11 protein-coding genes are annotated in these 20,354 nt (G+C 41.4%); 3 read left to right on the top strand and 8 right to left on the bottom strand.

Going from position 1 to position 20,354, the window contains the following annotated elements:
• The coding region (locus WC615_RS07355; RefSeq protein WP_372977464.1) for an HAD family hydrolase at positions 1–304 on the top strand (304 nt) is incomplete at its 5' end.
• Positions 305–352: 48 nt separating this feature from the next.
• Positions 353–1,075, top strand: a complete 723-nt coding sequence (gene bla, locus WC615_RS07350) for a subclass B1 metallo-beta-lactamase (RefSeq protein ID WP_372977463.1) — start codon at positions 353–355, stop codon at positions 1,073–1,075.
• Position 1,076: 1 nt separating this feature from the next.
• On the opposite strand, the gene WC615_RS07345 is transcribed toward bla, so the two are convergent.
• Complete coding sequence (locus WC615_RS07345; protein ID WP_372977462.1) at positions 1,077–1,457, bottom strand: hypothetical protein; 381 nt, start codon at positions 1,455–1,457, stop codon at positions 1,077–1,079.
• Between the two features lie 102 nt (positions 1,458–1,559).
• Positions 1,560–3,971, bottom strand: coding sequence for an ABC transporter permease (locus tag WC615_RS07340; protein WP_372977461.1), 2,412 nt, complete (start codon positions 3,969–3,971; stop codon positions 1,560–1,562).
• A gap of 284 nt (positions 3,972–4,255) precedes the next feature.
• Here WC615_RS07340 and WC615_RS07335 point away from each other — a divergent pair, with 284 nt between their 5' ends.
• Positions 4,256–5,473: a multiheme c-type cytochrome gene (locus WC615_RS07335; protein ID WP_372977460.1), complete on the top strand. Its 1,218-nt coding sequence runs from the start codon at positions 4,256–4,258 to the stop codon at positions 5,471–5,473.
• A gap of 63 nt (positions 5,474–5,536) precedes the next feature.
• Here WC615_RS07335 and WC615_RS07330 read toward each other — a convergent pair whose 3' ends face one another.
• The 6 genes from WC615_RS07330 to bglX form a co-directional block, all read right to left on the bottom strand.
• On the bottom strand, positions 5,537–7,090 hold the full coding sequence (locus WC615_RS07330; RefSeq protein ID WP_372977459.1) for an FG-GAP repeat domain-containing protein: 1,554 nt from the start codon (positions 7,088–7,090) through the stop codon (positions 5,537–5,539).
• A 19-nt stretch (positions 7,091–7,109) separates the two neighbouring features.
• On the bottom strand, positions 7,110–8,429 hold the full coding sequence (locus tag WC615_RS07325) for a vanadium-dependent haloperoxidase (protein WP_372977458.1): 1,320 nt from the start codon (positions 8,427–8,429) through the stop codon (positions 7,110–7,112).
• A 14-nt stretch (positions 8,430–8,443) separates the two neighbouring features.
• Positions 8,444–12,019 (bottom strand): VCBS repeat-containing protein, encoded by a 3,576-nt coding sequence (locus tag WC615_RS07320; RefSeq protein ID WP_372977457.1) that lies wholly within the window; start codon positions 12,017–12,019, stop codon positions 8,444–8,446.
• Between the two features lie 78 nt (positions 12,020–12,097).
• Positions 12,098–13,933 carry a RagB/SusD family nutrient uptake outer membrane protein gene (locus tag WC615_RS07315; protein ID WP_372977456.1) on the bottom strand — a complete coding sequence of 612 codons (1,836 nt, stop codon included), beginning with the start codon at positions 13,931–13,933 and terminating at the stop codon, positions 12,098–12,100.
• Between the two features lie 34 nt (positions 13,934–13,967).
• Positions 13,968–17,237 (bottom strand): SusC/RagA family TonB-linked outer membrane protein, encoded by a 3,270-nt coding sequence (locus tag WC615_RS07310; RefSeq protein ID WP_372977455.1) that lies wholly within the window; start codon positions 17,235–17,237, stop codon positions 13,968–13,970.
• Between the two features lie 796 nt (positions 17,238–18,033).
• A complete protein-coding gene (gene bglX / locus WC615_RS07305; protein WP_372977454.1) occupies positions 18,034–20,343 on the bottom strand; it encodes a beta-glucosidase BglX in 2,310 nt (769 codons plus the stop codon).
• Positions 20,344–20,354 lie beyond the last annotated feature (11 nt).

The raw sequence follows: 20,354 nt of genomic DNA, 5'->3' as shown, positions 1-20,354 counted from the left end.
CAGCAAGAACACCCCTACCATCCTGAATAAATTAGAATTAACACATTTGTTTGATGCCATTATTGATGGTAACAGCGTAAGCATCCCTAAGCCTGACCCGGAAGTGTTTTTAAAAGGAGCCGAAGCGCTAGGTGTTGCCCCGGCAGCCTGTGTGGTTTTTGAAGATGCTATTGCCGGTATTGAAGCCGCGATAAACTGCGGTATGAAAACCGTAGGTATTGGCTCGCCGGAAACATTGACTAAAGCAAATATTGTGGTAAGTGGTTTGGATAAGATGAGTTTGACGATATTGGCGGAGTTGTAATAAAACTACCCGCTTAAGCGTATACACTCCATAAGATATTCTAATGATATGAAGCTGAAACTTTTTGTATTGTGCCTGTTTATTTCCGCTATAGCATTCGGCCAAAAAAAGCCGGTGAAAATAGGCATCACACATTTAACCAAAAACTTTTACGTGTGCACATCATACGGTTATCCGGATGATAAATCGCCGGCATATCCGGCTAACAGCTTATTTGCGATTACCGATAAGGGTATTGTTCTGGTTAATTCACCATGGGGCGACGAACAAACCCAACAGCTAATAGATAGCGTTAAACGGCGCTTCAACAAAAGGATAATCTTTTGCATAGCTACTCATTTCCACGATGATTGTTTAGGCGGATTTGATGTACTAAAAAAGCAAGGTGCTAAAACCTATAGCAGCAGGCAAACTTACACGCTTGCTAAAAAAGAAAACAATGAGTTACCGCAATACACCTTTGCCCACGATACCACCTTTAATGTTGCCGGCATAACTTTAAAAACCTATTACCCCGGCGAAGGCCATACGCATGATAATATAGTGGTTTGGTTACCGCAGGATAAGATACTTTTTGGCGGGTGCCTGGTTAAAAGCTTAGAAGCCGACAACAAAGGTTTTACCGGCGATGCTAACCTTAAGCAATGGCCTTCATCAATCAAAAATGTACAGGGCCGTTTTAAAGATGCCCGTTATGTGATTCCCGGCCATCTGGGATGGCAGGGCGGCTTAAAGCAATTAAACCACACCCTGCGTATCCTCAATCAGTAACTTAGTCTTTGGGGCTTCGTAGTTTGGCGCGTTCTTTTATAATGCTCTTCACGGCACGTGCTACAAACTGTTTTTGTTCATTGTTCAGGTCGGTTACTTTACTATCGCCGTTAAACTCGTACTCTATTCTTTTATTATAATTCTCTCTGGCTTTAAAACCTTTGTCGTTTTGCTCAAATTCCAGGTAGCCGCCATCTGAGATATGCTCAATGCCATCCTCCTTTTCGTTAAAAACAACCTTCCCCGAATACTTTATCCGTTGCGAAAAATTATCTGTTTTATTTACAATGGTGGTTGATTTGCCCCAATCGCATGCTGCTACAGTGCCTAACACTATCAATGCCAGTACTATAATTTGTATTTTTTTACTTACCAGTTTCATGTTATTTATTTTTTACAAAACAAAAATACATATTACATGGTATTATGCAATACATAGTACTATTAATAAATACAAATACCTATAAATCAGTCAAATAATTTACTACTCGCTGCGTAAACTCTTCACCGGGTTAACCAAAGCGGCTTTTATGAGCTGATAACTAACTGTTGCTAGCGCTATAGCCATCGCTATAATAGCAGCCAATAAAAATATACTCCAGTGAATGTGGATACGGTAAATATAATCCTGCAGCCATTTGTTCATTAAGTACCATGTTATTGGTGCGGCAATGGCAAAACCAATAACAATTAAAACAACAAACTCTTTAGAGAACAGGTACACAATAGCCCCTACCGACGAACCCAACACCTTACGGATGCCTACCTCTTTAATGCGCTGTACGGCCATAAAAGATGCCAACCCATATAAGCCAAGGCAGCTTAACAATATAGCCACCACAGCGAAGCATTCATAGATCTGTGATAGCTGGCTCTCTTGTTTATAGAAAGCCGCTATACGTTCGTCCATAAACTGGTATTCAAAGGCATAATTGGGGTAAACCTCATTCCACAATTTTTCTATGCCTTTTAACGATGGGCCGATGTTGACAGAAGACAGTTTGATATTACTGATCTCGTACTGTTTTTTAAATGTAGTGATCAACATGGGCGCGTAATCGTCCTTAAACGACCGGTTATGATAATTCTTCAACACCCCTACTATCCTGCCTTTGGCAAACTTGCCCAGGGCTAACTGTTTATTCAAAGCATCTTCAGGTTTGGCCAGGCCCAGTTTTTGGGTAAGCGCTTCGTTCACTAAAAACTCCCTTATCGTGTCGGATGCCGCAACATTCCGTCCGGCTGCGATCTGTAGCTTATAGGTTGGGATATACTGCTCGTCGGCCATTTTGATGATCGAATAAAAATCGACCGGCTTGGCGGCGTTCTCATAGGTGAACATAGTCCAGTTAGCGTCCTCGCCGGCGGGTACGTTTGAGCTTAAGCTCACCTGCTCCACCCCGTTTATATCAGTTAGTTTCTTTTTAAGATATTCTAACTTACTGATGCCTGCGCTGTCCGACGGGAACGGAACATTTACGATGGCATCTTTTGCAAATCCCATACTCTCATGCGTAAAGTAATTCATTTGCTTTACAATGACGATAGTGCAGATGATAAGCCCCTGCGCTATCACAAACTGAAACACCACAAGCGCATGCCTTAATGAGATGCCTCTGGGTGTTTTTAATGCGAGTTTGCTCTTCAATGCATTGATAGGATTAAAGCCCGATAGCACCATCGACGGATAAAAACCTGCAATCAGCGTTACCAAAACAGCCAGTAACACCATAAACGCCGCTACTTTTATCTGCAGCAACATCCCGGCGGCTAAAGGCAAATCCATTATTTTACCTATAAAGTGTATTCCTACCGCACTTATGCCAACAGACAGGATAAGCGATATCAGTACTATTACAAAAGTTTCGGTCAGGAACTGCATTTGCAATTGCCCGCGATTACCGCCAAGCACCTTACGAATGCCCACCTCTTTTGCACGGTTTACAGCCTGCGCGGTAGCCAGGTTTACGAAGTTAACGCAGGCTATCACCAGTATAAACAAGGCTATCATCCAAAGCATACTGATCATTTGCGTGGTGATGGATTTGTTGGAGTAATTGCCCGCCTTATTATCAAAATGAACTTTGCCTAACGGCTGGGCTACCTCGCTGTCTTTATTATCGGGCGCCCGGTATTTTTTCATCAGGGCTTGTAACTTGCCGGTTAGTTGCGCTTCGTTCATGCCTGCCGGGGCCAGTACATAACAACCGTAATAAGAGCCTGTGCTATTGTAATCGGTTGATTTTAGCATCTCGGCGGTGCGGCCCGTACCTAACGAAAACACTACACTAAACTGAAAATCGGAGTTTTGAGGGATAGGAGCCAGTATACCGGTTACCTTTAAAACTTCTTTATTATCCCACCTGATGGTTTTGCCCATGGCCTGTTGCCAGTTGCCAAAGTATTTTGTAGCGGTTTCTTTGGTAAGTAATACCGAATTGGGGTTCTTCAGTGCAGTATTGGCATCGCCCTGTATCAGCGGAAAATCAAATATTTTAAAGAATGATGGCGTGGTTGCAAATACGCCGGTCTCTTTAAACTTTTTATCAATCTGCCCTTCTTTGTTCAGCACCTGGATCTGCTCATTATCGTTATGCATAATTGGTGCATATGCTTCAATTTCGGGGATATCGGTTTTTAGGGTTTGCGGGATGCCACGTGCAATGCCCGATCCGTAAAAGATATCTTTCGAATCAGCATGATGGTATTCGGTCAGCATCCGGTATATCCTATCCTTCTTGGCATGGAAATTATCAAAGCTTAAATGAAACTGGATCAATACAAATATCACCAGGCAAATAGAGATACCCGTGCCCAGGCCAATAATATTGATAAATGTGTATGCCTTATTGCGCAACACGTTACGCCAAGCCGTTTTAAACAGATTTTTAAACATAACGATGAGTTTTAGTTTTGTAGTGTTTGGAAGTTTTACAAAGCCAGTGCCAATGAAAAAAGAGGCTATAGCACGTAGATAAGGGCATAATTTCCAGAGGGGTGTACGAAAACGTACAGTTGTACGTGCGGTTTCGTACGTTTAAATTCGTAGATAGATGAACAATAAAATTGTTACGTATCAATTGATATGAATGTCTTGCCTGTTGTAATAAAAAAGTTAATTTAACGGTGTGATAGCTTAACTACCATTTAGTTGTCACTATTATAAACTGATAAGGCCTGATGTCGAAAAAGAAATTACTGTTCTTACCTGTGTTCCTGTTTCCGCTGATGGTTATTTTATCGCAATGCTTAAGTCCTGAAGAAGCAGCTACCGACCCCAGGGGGGATGCTTACGCAGGCGCAAAAACTTGTATCAGCTGCCATAAAAAAATTAGCGATAGCTATATGCACATGGCGCATAACATCGCGTCCTCCCCTGCCTCAACAAACAGTATCCATGGTAGTTTTTCACCCGGCTTAAATGCAGTTATCTATAATGATCATACCAAGGTTTTGATGACCAAAACCGATAGCGGGCTTTATCAAACCAATTATGTAAACGGTGAAAAGGTAGAAAGTGCCCGCATGGATATTACCACGGGCGGTGTTAAAGGCGAAACCTATTTATACTGGAAAGAGAATGAGCTTTTCCAGTTGCCGGTATCGTTTGACAATACCAATAACCGCTGGATTGTTAGCCCCGGCTATGATACCACTATGGCCAGTTTCGATAGATCAATCAACATACGTTGTATGGAGTGCCACGCATCTTATGCTAAAACCGAACCGGGTAAGGTGCCCAGCTTTGATAGTAACCCGATAGGTTTTGATAAAAAATCAATTATTTTAAGCATCGATTGTGAGCGTTGCCATGGTGGGGCCAAACACCATGCTGACTTCCAGGCGGCCAATCCCGATGTTAAAACTGCCAAGTACATCATCCGGATAAGCACTTTAAGCCGTACGCAAAAAGTAGATCTTTGCGGCACCTGCCATTCGGGTACGCAAACGGTTAACACCAAATCGATATTTGATTTTAAACCAGGCGATAAGCTTACCGACTTTAAAAAACACGACCCGGGTGCCGGCCCTTTAGATTTTGCACATATTGATGTACATGGCGACCAGTTAGATATGCTTAAAACAAGCAAATGTTACATCAGCAGCAATATGGATTGCAATACCTGCCACAATACGCATCAAAACGAACGTAGCAACGCGGCACTGTTTGCACAGCGCTGCCAAACCTGCCACTCAACAGCAAGCCATAATGTATGTAAACTAACAGGTAAAATTGATGCGCAGGTATTACAAACCAAATGTATATCCTGCCATATGCCCGCGTTGCCCACTAAGGCTATTATCAATAACCATCAATCGGTATTGATACACAGCCATCACATAGCGGTTTATGGTGATGAGATAACCAAAATATCGGCTTATTTAAAAAAGAAATGATGGTTACAAGTGCTGTATGCAATACGGCACTTGTAACCATCATTAAATATTAGTGTAGAGATATTACTTCTTAATATTATTCTGCAACACAATAAACGGCAGGTGTTCGTCCCAATTTGGCGAAAAATTAGGCTGGAATAAAAACCCGCTTGCATAGTTCCCTAATATAATATCCGGCTTGCCGTCTTTATCCAGGTCGCTTACATCCATGCTCATCCATCGGCCGTATTTGCTAACAGGAACCGCATGAGGTTTAAATTGCATTGGTTTATCCTGCTCAAAGTAAATAAATTCCTCAGCCGGGTTATTCTTCATATCCGCAAAGAAAGCGATGGTAGCAATATCGATATCGCCATCATTATCAAAATCCTGCGCTATGGCTTTTGTTGCACCGTTTATCGGGTAAAACCAGCTTTGTTTAAAATTAAAATCGCCGGTATTTTTGTAGATGTATAAACCATGATAAGGTTTCAGGATACGCGAATCGTGAAAATTATACCCACAGGTATAAACCAGGTCCTGTTTACCATCATGATCAATATCAGCCAGCGCAAAGCTTGTTGAGCCGTTTACCGGTGGGAACGACAGCAACTCGCGGCTGGTGAAACCTCCTTTTTTATTATTCAGGAATAATGATAACCCCTCGTTTCCGGTGCCAAATAATACCATAAGGTCGGGATAGCCATCACCGTTAAAATCCTGCGAAACGGCTTGTACAGCTCCGGGCCTGTCAGTTATGGTAAACTGTTTTAACGCTTTACCATCTGGCCCCAACTTAAACAGGTAAACACCACCTTTTGTAAAGCCCTGCCCCAATACAATAAGATCATTATTACCGTCTTTATCTACATCAACATTCAAAGTTTGTACAGGCCTTGGCATATCTCCGGCAACTTCTGTTGCCGTTAAAGGGTTAGCGGCAAGGTTAGCTCCGTATATTTTCCCTGATGGGTAATCAACAGCATCTATCCGGCCAATGCATGATAGTATTGCCCTATCGCCTCCCTTAGCATCTTTTGTAAAATCAGCATTCACCGCAGCCGATGGGACATGAGTTACCCTTACAGCCTTAAGCTGGTTATTCCATTCAGTTAAAGTGTTTGCAACCAGGTCGCTGGTGTATATATTACCTGTATTTGGGTTTGCCGCTACCATAGTGGTAAAAGCTATATCAGTGCCGCCGGCGGGTTTTTTTAATGTAAAGCCAGCCCAATTATTTACCAATGGTACAGGGCGTTTTGCGGGTAAAAGTGTATCTGGTGCAATTTTATTATAGTAATCAACAATTGCCTGCCAATTTACTATTGATATACCGGAGGTATCTTTAGGGGCTTTATAGAAAGATGGGCCGTATGTAGATATGCCTAAATAGTGTGCCATTGATGGCAGGGAGTGCATTCGCCACACATCTTTGGTTAAAGTGTTTGCCGGCACAAGCGAATGGCATTTTGTGCAATGCAGCTTTACCAGGTGTTCGCCATCTGCTATAACATCGCCTGTAAGTTTGTAATCGGTACCGGTTTTACTTTTGCAGCCCTCAAGTAATGTGCTTAATGATAATAAGGCAACCCCGGATAGTATAAAAGATGTAAATAAAAAGGTGTGCTTTAGTTTCATAATAGTATCTAATCCTCTGTTAGTTCTGTAGTTTTAATGTATTCCAGATAAATTCGCCAATCTTGCGGCCCTGTATAGCGCCCTGATCTACGCTGTTCTTGTAATGGATACCACCATAAAAACGGCTTATCGACGTTTCGTCTGAAGCTTTCAGGAACGATTTGAAATGGCGCTGCATACCAATGTAACGTAAATCGCTGGTATCGTCATATTCAAAATTATCACCAAATAAGTGCGTTAGTATTACCGCAGATGCTGCGCTGATATCGCTATGCCCGCTTGGATATTCCGGGAATGGCGGTGTTTGCAATAATGGCAGCCATTTTGGGTCCCACTTAGCGTTTATTACGGTAACCGGTCTAATGTACTCTGTAGTGTATTTAACCTGCCAGCCGCATATAAAAGCATCATACAAGGCTATTGAAGTTAAGGCATATGCCTGTGCGGTTTTCACAGCACTGGCCTTGGTTTTTTCGCAGGCTATCCGCGCAATACCTATCCAGTGGCCACCAGGGGTTATTTTTTTGTTTACAAACATCATATGCCCGTTATGCTGTATCACAAACGGGTTGTCATCCCAAAATTTGGCAATGGTTACCTGCTCGGGAGTGAGTTTTTTACTTTGCTCGTAAACCTCCCGGTTTTGTTTAATGTATTCGCTGTTTTCATCGTTGCTGAAAGGCGGCGGTGGCGGCAATGCAAAGTCTGATGATGATTTTACAACAAAAGTTTCCATGGTTCCCCAGCAAAACTCCACTCCGTCCAGATAATCGGGCGCTGTTGGGCGCCATTTTCCATCATCATCACTTCCTAAAAACCTTGGCTTGCCTCTTGTTTTTGCATAATTATCAAACTTGGCGCGCCCTAAAACTGCTTTACCAACACTTTCACCAAACGCTACAGAGCGTGCAAAGGTAGAATCATCAAGATTGTCTTTATACATTGCAAAAACCTTATCCTCGTAACGTTTTAATGTATCTACGGAGAAAGTTATCTTGTGTGCAACTGTAAAAAACGCCTTTGTAGCTGCAAGCGCATAATTATATTTTACCCCCTTTTTAGGTTGGGGCATGGCCTTAAAGCCGTTTAACTGACCCGCTATTGAGTTGTATTTAGCATCCTGAAAACGAATAGCCTCGTAAGCGGCTAATGATGTGTACCCATATATGCGGCTTGCCACAGGCGGGCTAAATACATCATAAATAATAACCTGTGTTAACTCGTCTACATTATCATGCAGTACATCGGCATCGCTTTTTAATGCTATTTTTTGTTTTTGTTTACAGCTTATGGCTAATAAACAAAATGCAAAAGCTATCATTATTTTAAAGTTTCTCATTATAATCGGCTATATTAATTTAAAGGAATATTTCTTGTGTTGCCAGTGTTATCTGTTATAACAACCGATGCCATGGTAGCATCAATATTAAAAAACCTGCCCGACTGCGATAAGAAGGACGCGCCATTGTAAAACTCCTGCTTCGCAGTTTTACCATTCTTATATTTGATGGTAGCAAAAGCATCAAACGGTTTTATGGCAACCGTACGTACGGGCTTTTTCAACTCAAATACCTTCATAGCATCTTTATACTGCGTGGCAGCTAATAAGTAATTGCCTTTTGCACCGCGCAGTTTAACCAACGCCTTACCATTACCAGGTATATAAATACCGCTTTGCATAATGGTTAATGGTTTAAAGCCTCCCTTTCCATCGCCTTTTAAAACTAATCCGTTGAATGCATCGTAGCGGCCGGTGGTAACTTCCGTACCATAATCGTTGCCATTAAGGGCTACATCCAGATTGCCGTCGCCATCAAAATCGTCAATAATTATACCTGCCAGTTGTGATATCTGTGCTTCTATAGGTAAGGGTATAAGGGTAAATTTACCATGCCCATCGTTACGTAAATAACAAGATTGCAATTCGTTAGCTTTTAACCTTACGGCACCTTTACGCATAGCGGGTGTAATAACACTATCCATAGTAGCAACCGCATATGATTTATAGTTTTGGAATTTTATGCGCATGCTGATAATCTGTTTCACCATATCATCACGGGTATGTGCCGGAAACTCTTTCATAACGCCATCCCTATCCTTTAAGAACAATGATGGGATTGCATCATAACTATCGTTATCGTCAAAATCTTTAGCGGTTATGTATACCGGGTATTGGTCGGTTGCCTTATAAAATGTATTTAGTCCGGTGTTCCCCACAATGTAGTCAATATCCCCATCGTTGTCAAAATCACCGCCCGCTATGGTGTTCCACCAGCCCAGCTTATTGGCTATGCCACTATTTGCGGTTGTGTTTTTAAACACCCCGTGATCATTCTTCATAAAGGTTACCGGCATCCACTCACCGGTTATTACCAGGTCGGGCCAGCCATCGTTATCATAATCTGTAAAAGATGCATCGCACACCAAACCTAAATTATTGAGGCCTTTAGCTACGGTTTGTGTTACATCTGTAAATTTAATAGCTCCCTTTTTACTATCGTTACGTAAAATCAAGCTCGATACCGGTTTAGGGTAGTTCCACGGGTTAACCCTGCCGGATACAAACAGGTCAAGTGAGCCATCCTTATTATAATCTACCGCCTTAACACACAGTTTGCTGGTAAAATTAGCCGGTAATGCATTTGTTTGCAAGGTAAAGTTGCCTTTGCTATCGTTAGCATAAATCCTGTCCTGGTATGATTTTGCACCGGATTCATCTTCATACCCCCCACTTGTCGCATAAAGGTCAAGATCGCCATCTCCATCAGCATCAAATAAAAGTAAACCTTCGTCCTTGTATTTATCAGTTAAGTTTGTTGCGGCAGCTAACATGTTGCGTTGTATAAATTTGCCATTAGCCTGTTGTAAGAGCAACTGTGCCGGATATTTTCCGGTGCCGCCAACAACCATATCATCAAAACCATTGCCATCCACATCACCAACGGCAATAGCCGGTGAGTATTCTGATAATTTATGCGGCAGTAATTTCTGCACGTTAAAGTCGGCAAAGTCAACATCGTTATGTTTATAATTGATGCCTACAGATTTTGTCACCTCGGTAAACAACGATTGGGTGTTTACCAACGGTTGGTTGAAATTATACCCGGTTTTAGCATTATTTATATCAACCTTAAGTACCTGGTCGGTTTTTACATTGCTTAACACCTGCTTTTTACCATTCTGCCATTTTATTACAACCGAATCTATACTGGTGATTTTACCAAGGCCAAAATGCGCAATATTTTGTATGGTTGATAAGTATCCGCGAAAGGGGGTATTTTCGTATACCTGTTGCTTGCCATGGTCATAGTAAATATTAGCCCAGGCACCTATACCATCCATATTTTGCGGATTACCTTTAAATTGTATTTGCAGATAATGATTATTACTCTTGTCTTTTTGCCGCGAGGTGTTTTTATACACAAAGGCCTCATCATCAATATTATTAATGATCATATCCATTGCACCATCGTTATCCAGATCGGCATAGGCAGCACCGTTAGAAAATGATGCTACATCCATCCCCCAGTTTTTGGTTACATCCTCAAACTGTAGTTTGCCGTTATTCCTAAAGGCGTAATTTGATATTTTTACAATCGGTATTTGTTTAAGTACCTGGCTTTTTGTTGCTATAGCATACGATTCGTTCCTGAATGCAATAAAATCATGGTCGGTAACATCGCGGGGGTAACCATTGGTTACTACAATATCCCTAAAGCCATCGTTATCAAAATCTGTTATCATAGGCCCCCAGCTCCAGTCTGTTTGCGCTACGCCGCTTAAAAAAGCAATTTCGCTAAATGCCGGTGCACCAATTGAATCATTCTGGCCAAGGCGTGGGCCCTGGTTTAATTGTAAGGTATTATGATTGTATTGGTATTGATACCCGTACCGGTCAAAATTTTGGTATAATTGGTACATTGTGCCCGGCATAAACATTTTTTTACGATAGTTATCTTCCGGATCCATATCCAGTTCAAAAACATCAGCAAGGCCGTCGTTATTAATATCCTGCACATCCTGGCCCATGGCACTGGTAGCAGTATGTTTAAAGTATTCTCTTGAACGATCGGTAAATGTACCGTCGTGGTTGTTAATGTATAGTATATTGCTTGGTAAAAAATCGTTTGTTACATAGATATCTTTCCAACCATCCTGGTTAAAATCGGCAATACTTGCCGCGTGGCCGTAGCCTTCAATTAGTATACCGGCCTCTTTTGATACATCTTTATAAACACCGTGTTTTAAAATAGGATCATAATCGTTACGATATAACCTGCCTGTGTTACGGCTTGTGCCGTCTGTAATAATAGGCCTGAAAGAACTTGTATTATCAGTAGATTGTGCCTCGTTAACAGTAAGGTACATATCCAGGTCGCCATCGTTATCGTAATCAAAAAACGATGCCATAGTTGAGTGTACGTTTATATTAAGCCCATACTCTTTTGATGATTCTTTAAAAACAGGCACACCATTTTTATCGGGCCCCTGGTTTATATAAAGGAGATTTAATCTTTTAACCGGATCATTTAAAAGCGTATTACATACATAAATATCTTTTAAGCCATCGTTGTTAATATCTACAACTGCCACACCACGGCCCCAGCCCCCTTTGCCGCCTACGCCGGCTTTTTCGGTAACGTCTTCAAATTTAAAATCGCCTTTATTGATATACAATCGGTTTGATACGGCATTGCCTATAAAATAAATATCCTGCAGCCCATCATTATTAAAATCGCCTATCCCAACACCGCCGCCATTATAAATATTTAATTTATCGAGCGGATTAATACTATCATTCTCTACTATCTCATTATTAAACTTTATGCCTGAATGTGATGAGGAGATTCTTTCAAACATCGCCGCTTTTTTACACGAGAAAAAGGAGCAAATAAGAATAATGATTAGCAGGCATTTAAGGGGTTTCATACAACGATATTAAGAAAATATATTCAAAAAAAAAGAGGGAGAGATTATTATCTCCCCCTCTTTATAAGTTATTGACTATTAATAACCTTTATTCTGTTTCAGCGTACCTTTAGAGATATCGATCTGGAACTGAGGGATTGGATAAAGTTCGTTTTTGTTAGAAGTGAACTTAGCAACCTTCATTACCGCAGAGGTAAATTTATCACCAAAGTCGCGGGTGTTTTTCAGGAATTTTTCAATTTCTGTTGACATAATAGTACCTCCTGGGCCGCCATTAACAGCATCCCAACGAGACAAGTCAAAGAAACGATGACCTTCCATACCTAACTCAAGCTTGCGCTCAAAGTAAACTGCTTTGCGGGCATAAGCCTGGCCATTTGTAGCAAACTGGCCGGTATATAAACCAACTTTGTAGTTGGCAGCAAATTGAGTATTATCAACTTCTGGTTTAGTAGCATCACCGCCTGTGTAGCCGGTTAATTTGCCTTTAACCCAGCCGCTTTGGTCAGCAGCACGAGCCCTAACCTGATTAACATAGCCTTCTGCAACAGAAAGCTGATTAGCCTCAACAGCACATTCTGCAGCCCATAAAAGTACATCGGCAAACCTGATAGCATTGTAGCTATTTGAAGTTGACTGATTTGCTGCCCAACCACCGTAAGAATCTGAAGTTGTTGATTGCGCTGCTTTGTAATAAACGTTTTTAATTGGCAGGTAAGGGCCACCATTTGGCTGGTCACGTGCCCATGCAGCACCCGGGCAAATTCCCCAGTCAAGGTAAGGAATACCACGACGACCTACTGACCAGTCTAACCTTGCATCAAGCAATTCATCACCCGGTGTAAATACAGTACCGGCGGGCACACTTTGGTCATTTTTAATGTAATCATTTTGGTAAGTGTCAATTAATGGCAAGCCATTAGCATCAACTTTAAATGAGTTTACAAAATCAAAAGTTGGCTGGAAGAAACCGCAACATCCTGCGGGGCCTGCAGAAGGGAAATTCAATACAGAACCTGCGTTACCGTTTAAGCCATTTGCACCATCATGTACAGATGTTTGTACTACAAAAACACCTTCGGGGCCATTTTTGGTTGATGGATTAAAGTTGTTTGCGTACTTACCTAAGGCATAAGCAGCCCCTGAGCTGGTTTTACCATTAGTAATTACATCCTTCAAAATGGTAAACGCATCAGCATATTTGTGATCGTACATCAGGGTCTTAGCCTGGAAAGCTAAAGCTGCCCATTTGTTTGCACGCCCTATCTGCGGCTGAGTAGCAGGGAGATCTGCCGCTGCTGCTGCAAAATCAGCCTCTATTTTATCCCAAATTACTTTGTCATTTGGTACGTTATAGTTATTTGCAGTATAGGTTATTGATTCATCAATATACGGAACGAACTTCCAAAGTTTAGCAGCTTCCAGATGATAGAAGCCACGCAGGAAACGAGCTTCAGCAACGTATTGCTTTATTTGGTCAGGAGTTATAGAACCATCTTTAACCTGAGGTATCAACCTTAATACGTCGTTAGCACGTTGTACACCTGCATAGCATACACGCCATTTATGATCTAAGTAATCATTGGCACCAGTTGCACTGAAAGCTTCAAGGTTTGCAGCTGCCGGCTGGTCACCAGGGTTTGAGCCTTTAAAGGCATCACCTGCAACCACACTACCGTATACCCAGTTATCTGTACCGGTTTCCCAGGGGCTACCTGTTTGGCCGTCAAAAACACCGTCTACAACAGAGTAAGCGCCAATCAACACACCATCAACACCAGTACGTGTTGCAAGTACCTCAGGGATCAATGAGCCGATAGGCGCCTGATCAAGATACTTCTTACATGAATAAGATCCACCAAGCAAAACGAGTGTTGCCGGGATAAGGACTTTTAATTTAAAACTTTTTTTCATAACTATTCTCTTTATATATTATGGTTAGTTATTATTAGAAACTAAGGTTTACGCCGAATATGAATCTGCGTTCGTTGTTAGGATAGTTACCTCTATCTATTCCCTGGCTGTTACGGTTGTCATATGCTTGTATTTCCGGATCAAGGCCACTGTATTTTGTAATAGTGAAGAGGTTAGTACCTTGTACGTAAGCACGTAATTTATCAATACCAATTGCTTTTAGCATGCTTGGCGCAAAAGTATAACCAACTTGTAACGATCTTAATTTTAGGAATGAGCCATTCTCTACATAGTAAGAGTTGATAACATCAGAAGTACTAAAGCTGGTTGTTTTTTCAGCTATAGGCGCTTTTGCGTTGGCATTTTGAGCTGCAGTTTTTGCAGGATCCCATGCATTGTTCAACAGGTCTAAACTTTTATTACCGGTTTGAGTACCGTAGAAATTAGTCCAGTACTTAATGGTGTTGTACACATCATTACCTTGTGAACCATATAGTACTGCGCTTAAATCAAACCCTTTGTAACCTAAATTCAGGTTAACACCATAGGTGAAATCGGGGGTTGGTTTACCAATTTGGGTACGGTCTGCATCTGTAATACGGCCATCACCGTTTACGTCAGCATAACGGAAACGACCCGGGAGAGCATCTGTCTGATAAACTGGCACTGAACCAAACAAATCTGGCTTTTGTTTTGCGTTAAGCGCATCAATCTCACCCTGGGTATTCCAGTAACCCTCTACTTTGTAACCGTAGAAAGCGCCAATAGGGCCACCTGCTTGATTGTAAACTACGTTACCATTACGAACATCTGATGTAAAGAAAGGAGCTCCAATTTGTGTGATCTCGTTTTTCAGAGTAGTAATGTTAGCACCAATCGAGTATGTGAAACCACCAGAAGAACCATGGTAAGTAGCGCTGATATCTAAACCTCTATTTACAACTGTACCATTATTAACAGTAGGCCATGCGCTTTCTAATCCACCGGCAGTTGCAGGGATAGGTACAATTACAAGCAGGTCTGATATTGTTTTTTTATAATACTCAAGAGTAACATCTAAGTGGTTAAACAATGACGCATCAAAACCTACGTTAAAGGTTTTATCAGTTTCCCAAGTTGCATAGGGGTTACCCAAAGAGTTTGATAAATAACCAGGAATTACTGAGCTTGATGAACCATCAATAGGGTAAGATGATGAACCAGGGCCACCACCGTAAGCAGCGTAAGCACTGTTTACACCAACGTTACCGTTAAAACCTGATGTACCGTAGCTACCGCGGATCTTTAAGTCGTTTAACCAGGTAGAACCTTTAGCAAATTCTTCCTGTGTTACGCGCCATGCAGCGGATACAGCAGGGAAAGTACCCCATTTATTACCAGGAGAAAAACGTGAGCTACCGTCACGACGTATAGTTGCGCCGATGATGTACCTGTCATTATAGGTATAATCTAAACGGGCAAAAAGTGACATGATAGTATTACGATCCCTGTATTTACTGTCTGCAGTTGTTTGACCAGCCTGGCCGTTTGCAATGTTGGCAAAGAATGGATCAAGTGAAAAAAGGTTTTTTGCATCAGCATTAATTTCGCGACCGGTATACCCTCTTTGCTCAAAACCACCTAACAAATTAATGCTATGTTTTCCAAATACTTGTTTGTAGTTTAAAGTATTGCTCCAGTTAAAGTTGCTATCATATGAAGAGCCTTCGCTGTAAGTATTATTACCACCGTGTGCCTCACCGCTATCATACTGGCGATAGCCAATGTTGTAATAGTAGCGGTTGTAAATATCAGCACTGTAAGCAGTACGGGCTACAAAGTGTTTTAAGAAGTCGGCTTCGGCAAACACAGTACCTTGCATACCGTATTCATTGGTATGATTGGTTGTTTGGCGCTCCTGCATACCAACAGGGTTAAGTGCATTACCTAAAGCAGCAGGGCCTGCATAAGTACCACCTAAATTACCCCCAATATCGCGTACAGGGATAATAGGAAGTGTACGGTAAGTTTCAGAAATAGGGTTACCCTCGTTTTGGTTACCACCATTTGCTAAACCACCGCCACCATTTGGCGAGTTGATATAATAATAGCTAAAGTTTTCACCTAACCTGATGTGATCTTTCACACTAAAGGTTGTGTTAACGCGGGCCTGGTATCTTTTAAAGTAAGTATTGATAAGCGTACCTTGTTGATTAGTGTAACCTAACGATAAAAAGTAATTGCTTTTATCACTTGCACCGCTTGCGCTTAACGAGTGTTGTTGGATTGGGGCACTTTTGAAAATTTCGTGGAACCAATCTGTACCTGCACCTTTAACAAATTTTTGGATAAGGTAATCACGTGCCGGATCATTGTCGAGGTGGTAATTTGGAAGAAAAGTGTTTGCCTGATTTTCGTTGAATACACCTTTAGAACCAGAACCTGACTGGTAACCATAATCATAGAATTTCTTTCCGTTAGGGTTGCCTTTCATCAAATCGTTATCTGGGTCAACCTTGGCAACTAATTGCTCAAACTCATTAGCATTAAGTAAATTAAATACGTTACCACTTAACGGCTGTGTGGTACCATAAAATGCATCGTATGAAATTGTTGCTTTACCTTGTTTACCCTTTTTAGTAGTAACAACGATAACACCGTTACCACCACTAACACCGTAGATAGCAGCAGCACCCGCATCTTTCAATACTGAGATCGACTCGATATCGTTAGGGTTGATGTTTGAAATGCTGCTCGTTTGTAATCCATCAACAACATACAGTGGCGATGAATTATTAAAATTACTTAAACCACGGATGGTAACCTGCGCACCGGCACCTGGGGCACCTTGTGTTACAACGTTAACACCGGCTGCCTGGCCTTGTAGCATAGTTTCGGCACTTACAGATGGAACCGACTTTGCAGCGTTCATGTTTACTGTGGTAACCGAACCGGAAATGTCTTTTTTACGTTGCGTGGTGTAGCCCGTTACTACAACTTCGTTCAACGTGTTGCTGCCGGCCTGTAAAACAATGTTGATTGTTTCAGAGGCGCCTACAGTAACATCTTGCGATTGATATCCCAGGTATGAGATAGTCAATACGTCACCAGGATTCAGACTCAGACTGAACTGTCCGTTAACGTCTGTCTGTGTACCGATGGTAGTGCCCTTAACGCGCACAGTGGCACCAACTACAGGCAGCTTGTCGTCGCTACCGGTAACTTTACCAGTGTGTTTTGTTTGAGCCGTAACTACCAATGAAGAAACCATGCAGCATAATAGCAGGCATAGTGCTCTTCCCTTAAGGAGTAAACTTTTAAACATGAGATTGAGATTTAGTTGATTAATATATTTGATTTAAGATCGTATGAAGAGAATGGCCGGATGCAGGTGAGATACACAGGCGACCACCTCAAAAATATTTTTGACTATGGTGCCCCGCGGGTCGGGCTGGAAATATCAATAATGGAAAATTGTAAAAGTTTTATCATATAGTTACACTATCCTGTTTAAAATTTTTATTTCGTTTAGCACCCAACGAGCGATATATACAGCCCGTCGATGTGTTTATCCGTTAAGTTTTGTTTCGTTTCCTTTAAAAAGAAAAGTTTATAATTGGTAATGCTCTAATATAAACAGAGTGTACAGGTTACACAAGTTAATTTATAAGAATTATTAATTATTTATTTTGAGAGCATATAACGATATCAATATTTCAATTTAATATCCTTTTGTTAAACTCTTGTTAACAAACAGGTATATTAAATAATAATATCGCAATGTAATTTTCTTGTTATAAAGCAATTTTATCACAAAATTCCATATGGGGCATAATCAAAAGCCCCTAACCTCTCGATTTTTATAAAAAATTTAAAAACTTCTTTTATTTTTTTAAAAAGTATGACACATAAAATCTACGAGGTGTTAAACTTATGTTAAAATTACATTATCAATAACGATACAACATCAATAAATCCGCGGCAAATACACCAAGTATTTTATTTATGGATTATGGTTTTTATATAAAAAAAATATGCCTTGCTGACATTAGCAAGGCATATTCATTAAATTTTGTATAAAAAATTCGAAGCAGTTTCTTTAAACGAAACTACAACTTTAGCTATTTAACCCACTGCACCCTGGCTGCTTTGGTATCAGCCGAATTTGTACCTACCTGTATAATAAATTCACCTGGTTCCCAGTCGTATTTTAACTGGCTGTTGTAAAATTTAAGTTGTTTAGGGGTTATATTAAAGGTAACATCCATCTTCTCGCCTATCTGCAGGTTCACCTTTTTAAAATCTTTAAGTTCTTTAACTGGGCGGCTTATACTTGCTGCCGGGTCTCCTATATAAAGTTGTACAACTTCTTCGCCGGTGTAAGGTCCGTTATTAGTTACAGTAACCGTAGCAGTTAAAGTTTCGTTACCCTTTAATTTGGTTTTGCTCAGCTTAAGGTTACTATAGCTAAAGCTGCTGTAGCTTAAACCATAACCAAACGGATAAAGCGGGTCATTACTGATATCAAGGTAATTTGATTTGAATTTGGTTGGGCCCGATGAATAGGGGCGGCCTGTATTCAAATGGTTATAATATAAAGGTATTTGCCCAACACTACGCGGGAATGTTGTAGTTAATTTACCTGATGGGTTATAGTTACCAAACAACACCTCGGCAATGGCGTTACCGGCTTCTGTACCCGGCGCCCATACATCTAATATAGCAGCGGCGTTTTCATTTTCCCATGTTAGGGTAAGCGGCCTTCCGTTAAATAATACAATTACAATAGGCTTGCCTAATTTAGCAAGGGCTTTTAGCATTAGCTGCTGGCTTTCAGGAATGCTGATATCTGACCGGCTTGACGATTCGCCGCTCATGCTTTGCGACTCGCCAACAACTGCAACAATAATATCCGATTTTTTAGCCGCTTTTACCGCATCTTCAATCATATCCGCCGGCGATTGTTTATCAAGCGATACCATGCCCGGGCCAAAGTTAAGGCGTTTCATAAAGGCTGTATCATCCGTAATATTACTTCCTTTTGCATAGTTGATCTTTACATTATCGCCAACTATGTGTTTAATGCCTTCTATTACGCTTATTGATTTTTCCCACTCGCCGCCAATTACCCAGGTACCCAACATATCCCTTTTATTATCGGCCAGCGGGCCAACAAGTGCTATGCTGCCACCTGATTTTTTTAACGGCAATATCTGGTTGGCGTTTTTTAGTAGTACAAAAGAGTGCTCGGCAGTAACCCGTGCCGATTTGCGGTTGGCATCGGTCATTATTTCGGTTTTCTCTCTTTGCGGGTCTAATGATTTGTAAGGGTTATCAAATAAACCCAATTTATATTTTGCTTCAAGCACACGGCGACAGGCCAGATCAATGTCGGCCTGTGTTACTTTACCTTGTTGCAATGATGTTTTAAGCGTTTTTAAAAAGCCCTCGCCCACCATATCCATATCCAGCCCGGCTTTTAACGCCAGTGCTGATACCGTTTGCAGGTTACCCATGCCATGATCAACAGTTTCGTTTAATGAGGTGTAATCTGATACCACAAACCCTTTAAAGCCCCATTGTTTACGCAACAGATCGGTTAACAGCCATTTGTTAGTAGTTGCCGGCACGCCATCAACCACGTTAAACGAGCTCATGAAACTGCCCGCTCCTGCATCAAGCGCGGCTTTATATGGTGGCAGGTAATAGTTGTACATGGCTACCTTGCTCATATCAACCGTATTGTATTCGCGGCCTGCTTCGGCAGCGCCATAAAGTGCAAAGTGTTTTACGCAGGCCATCACCGCGTCGGCATTTTTAAGGCTGGTACCCTGGTAACCCCTTACCATGGCCGCGGCTACTTTACCTCCCAGGTAGGGGTCTTCGCCGCTACCTTCAGATATGCGGCCCCAGCGCGCATCGCGGGCTATATCAACCATTGGCGAAAACACCCAGTTTAAGCCTTCGGCAGTAGCCTCTTTGGCAGCAATATGTGCTGCGTGCTCAATAATACCAAGATCCCAGGTGGCCGACATACCCAATGGAATAGGAAATATTGTGCGGTGCCCGTGTATAACATCAAGCCCAAATATTAAAGGGATATGCAAACGCGAGCCTTTAACAGCGGCTTCCTGCATTTTACGAACACTCTCGGTTCCGTACAAACCAAAAATACCGCCTATACTGCCTTTTTTAACACCATCGCCAATACCATTGTTGGTTACCGACCCTGTTATAGCCATGCCGCCTGTTACCAGGTTTAGCTGCCCTATCTTTTCATCAACGGTCATTTTTTTCATTAAGCCGTTAACAAAAGCATTCATTTTAGCAGTTTCGGTTTTATCCTGCGCTACACTTTTACTAAGTGGGAAACAAAATAGTATAGCCGCACTTATATAAACAATGGGCTTTTGAGTGAAATATTTTTTCATTAATAACAGTT

The sequence above is a fragment of the Mucilaginibacter sp. genome (assembly GCF_041663085.1).
Taxonomy (GTDB): domain Bacteria; phylum Bacteroidota; class Bacteroidia; order Sphingobacteriales; family Sphingobacteriaceae; genus Mucilaginibacter.
This window is presented reverse-complemented; position numbering and strand designations above follow the sequence as displayed.

What these genes read in the sequence shown, in the direction of transcription:
- bla (WP_372977463.1), top strand. Translation starts at nt 353, where the DNA reads ATGAAGCTGAAACTTTTTGTATTGTGCCTGTTTATTTCCGCTATAGCA.
- WC615_RS07345 (WP_372977462.1), bottom strand. Translation starts at nt 1,457, where the DNA reads ATGAAACTGGTAAGTAAAAAAATACAAATTATAGTACTGGCATTGATA.
- WC615_RS07340 (WP_372977461.1), bottom strand. Translation starts at nt 3,971, where the DNA reads ATGTTTAAAAATCTGTTTAAAACGGCTTGGCGTAACGTGTTGCGCAAT.
- WC615_RS07335 (WP_372977460.1), top strand. Translation starts at nt 4,256, where the DNA reads ATGTCGAAAAAGAAATTACTGTTCTTACCTGTGTTCCTGTTTCCGCTG.
- WC615_RS07330 (WP_372977459.1), bottom strand. Translation starts at nt 7,090, where the DNA reads ATGAAACTAAAGCACACCTTTTTATTTACATCTTTTATACTATCCGGG.
- WC615_RS07325 (WP_372977458.1), bottom strand. Translation starts at nt 8,429, where the DNA reads ATGAGAAACTTTAAAATAATGATAGCTTTTGCATTTTGTTTATTAGCC.
- WC615_RS07320 (WP_372977457.1), bottom strand. Translation starts at nt 12,019, where the DNA reads ATGAAACCCCTTAAATGCCTGCTAATCATTATTCTTATTTGCTCCTTT.
- WC615_RS07315 (WP_372977456.1), bottom strand. Translation starts at nt 13,933, where the DNA reads ATGAAAAAAAGTTTTAAATTAAAAGTCCTTATCCCGGCAACACTCGTT.
- WC615_RS07310 (WP_372977455.1), bottom strand. Translation starts at nt 17,237, where the DNA reads ATGTTTAAAAGTTTACTCCTTAAGGGAAGAGCACTATGCCTGCTATTA.
- bglX (WP_372977454.1), bottom strand. Translation starts at nt 20,343, where the DNA reads ATGAAAAAATATTTCACTCAAAAGCCCATTGTTTATATAAGTGCGGCT.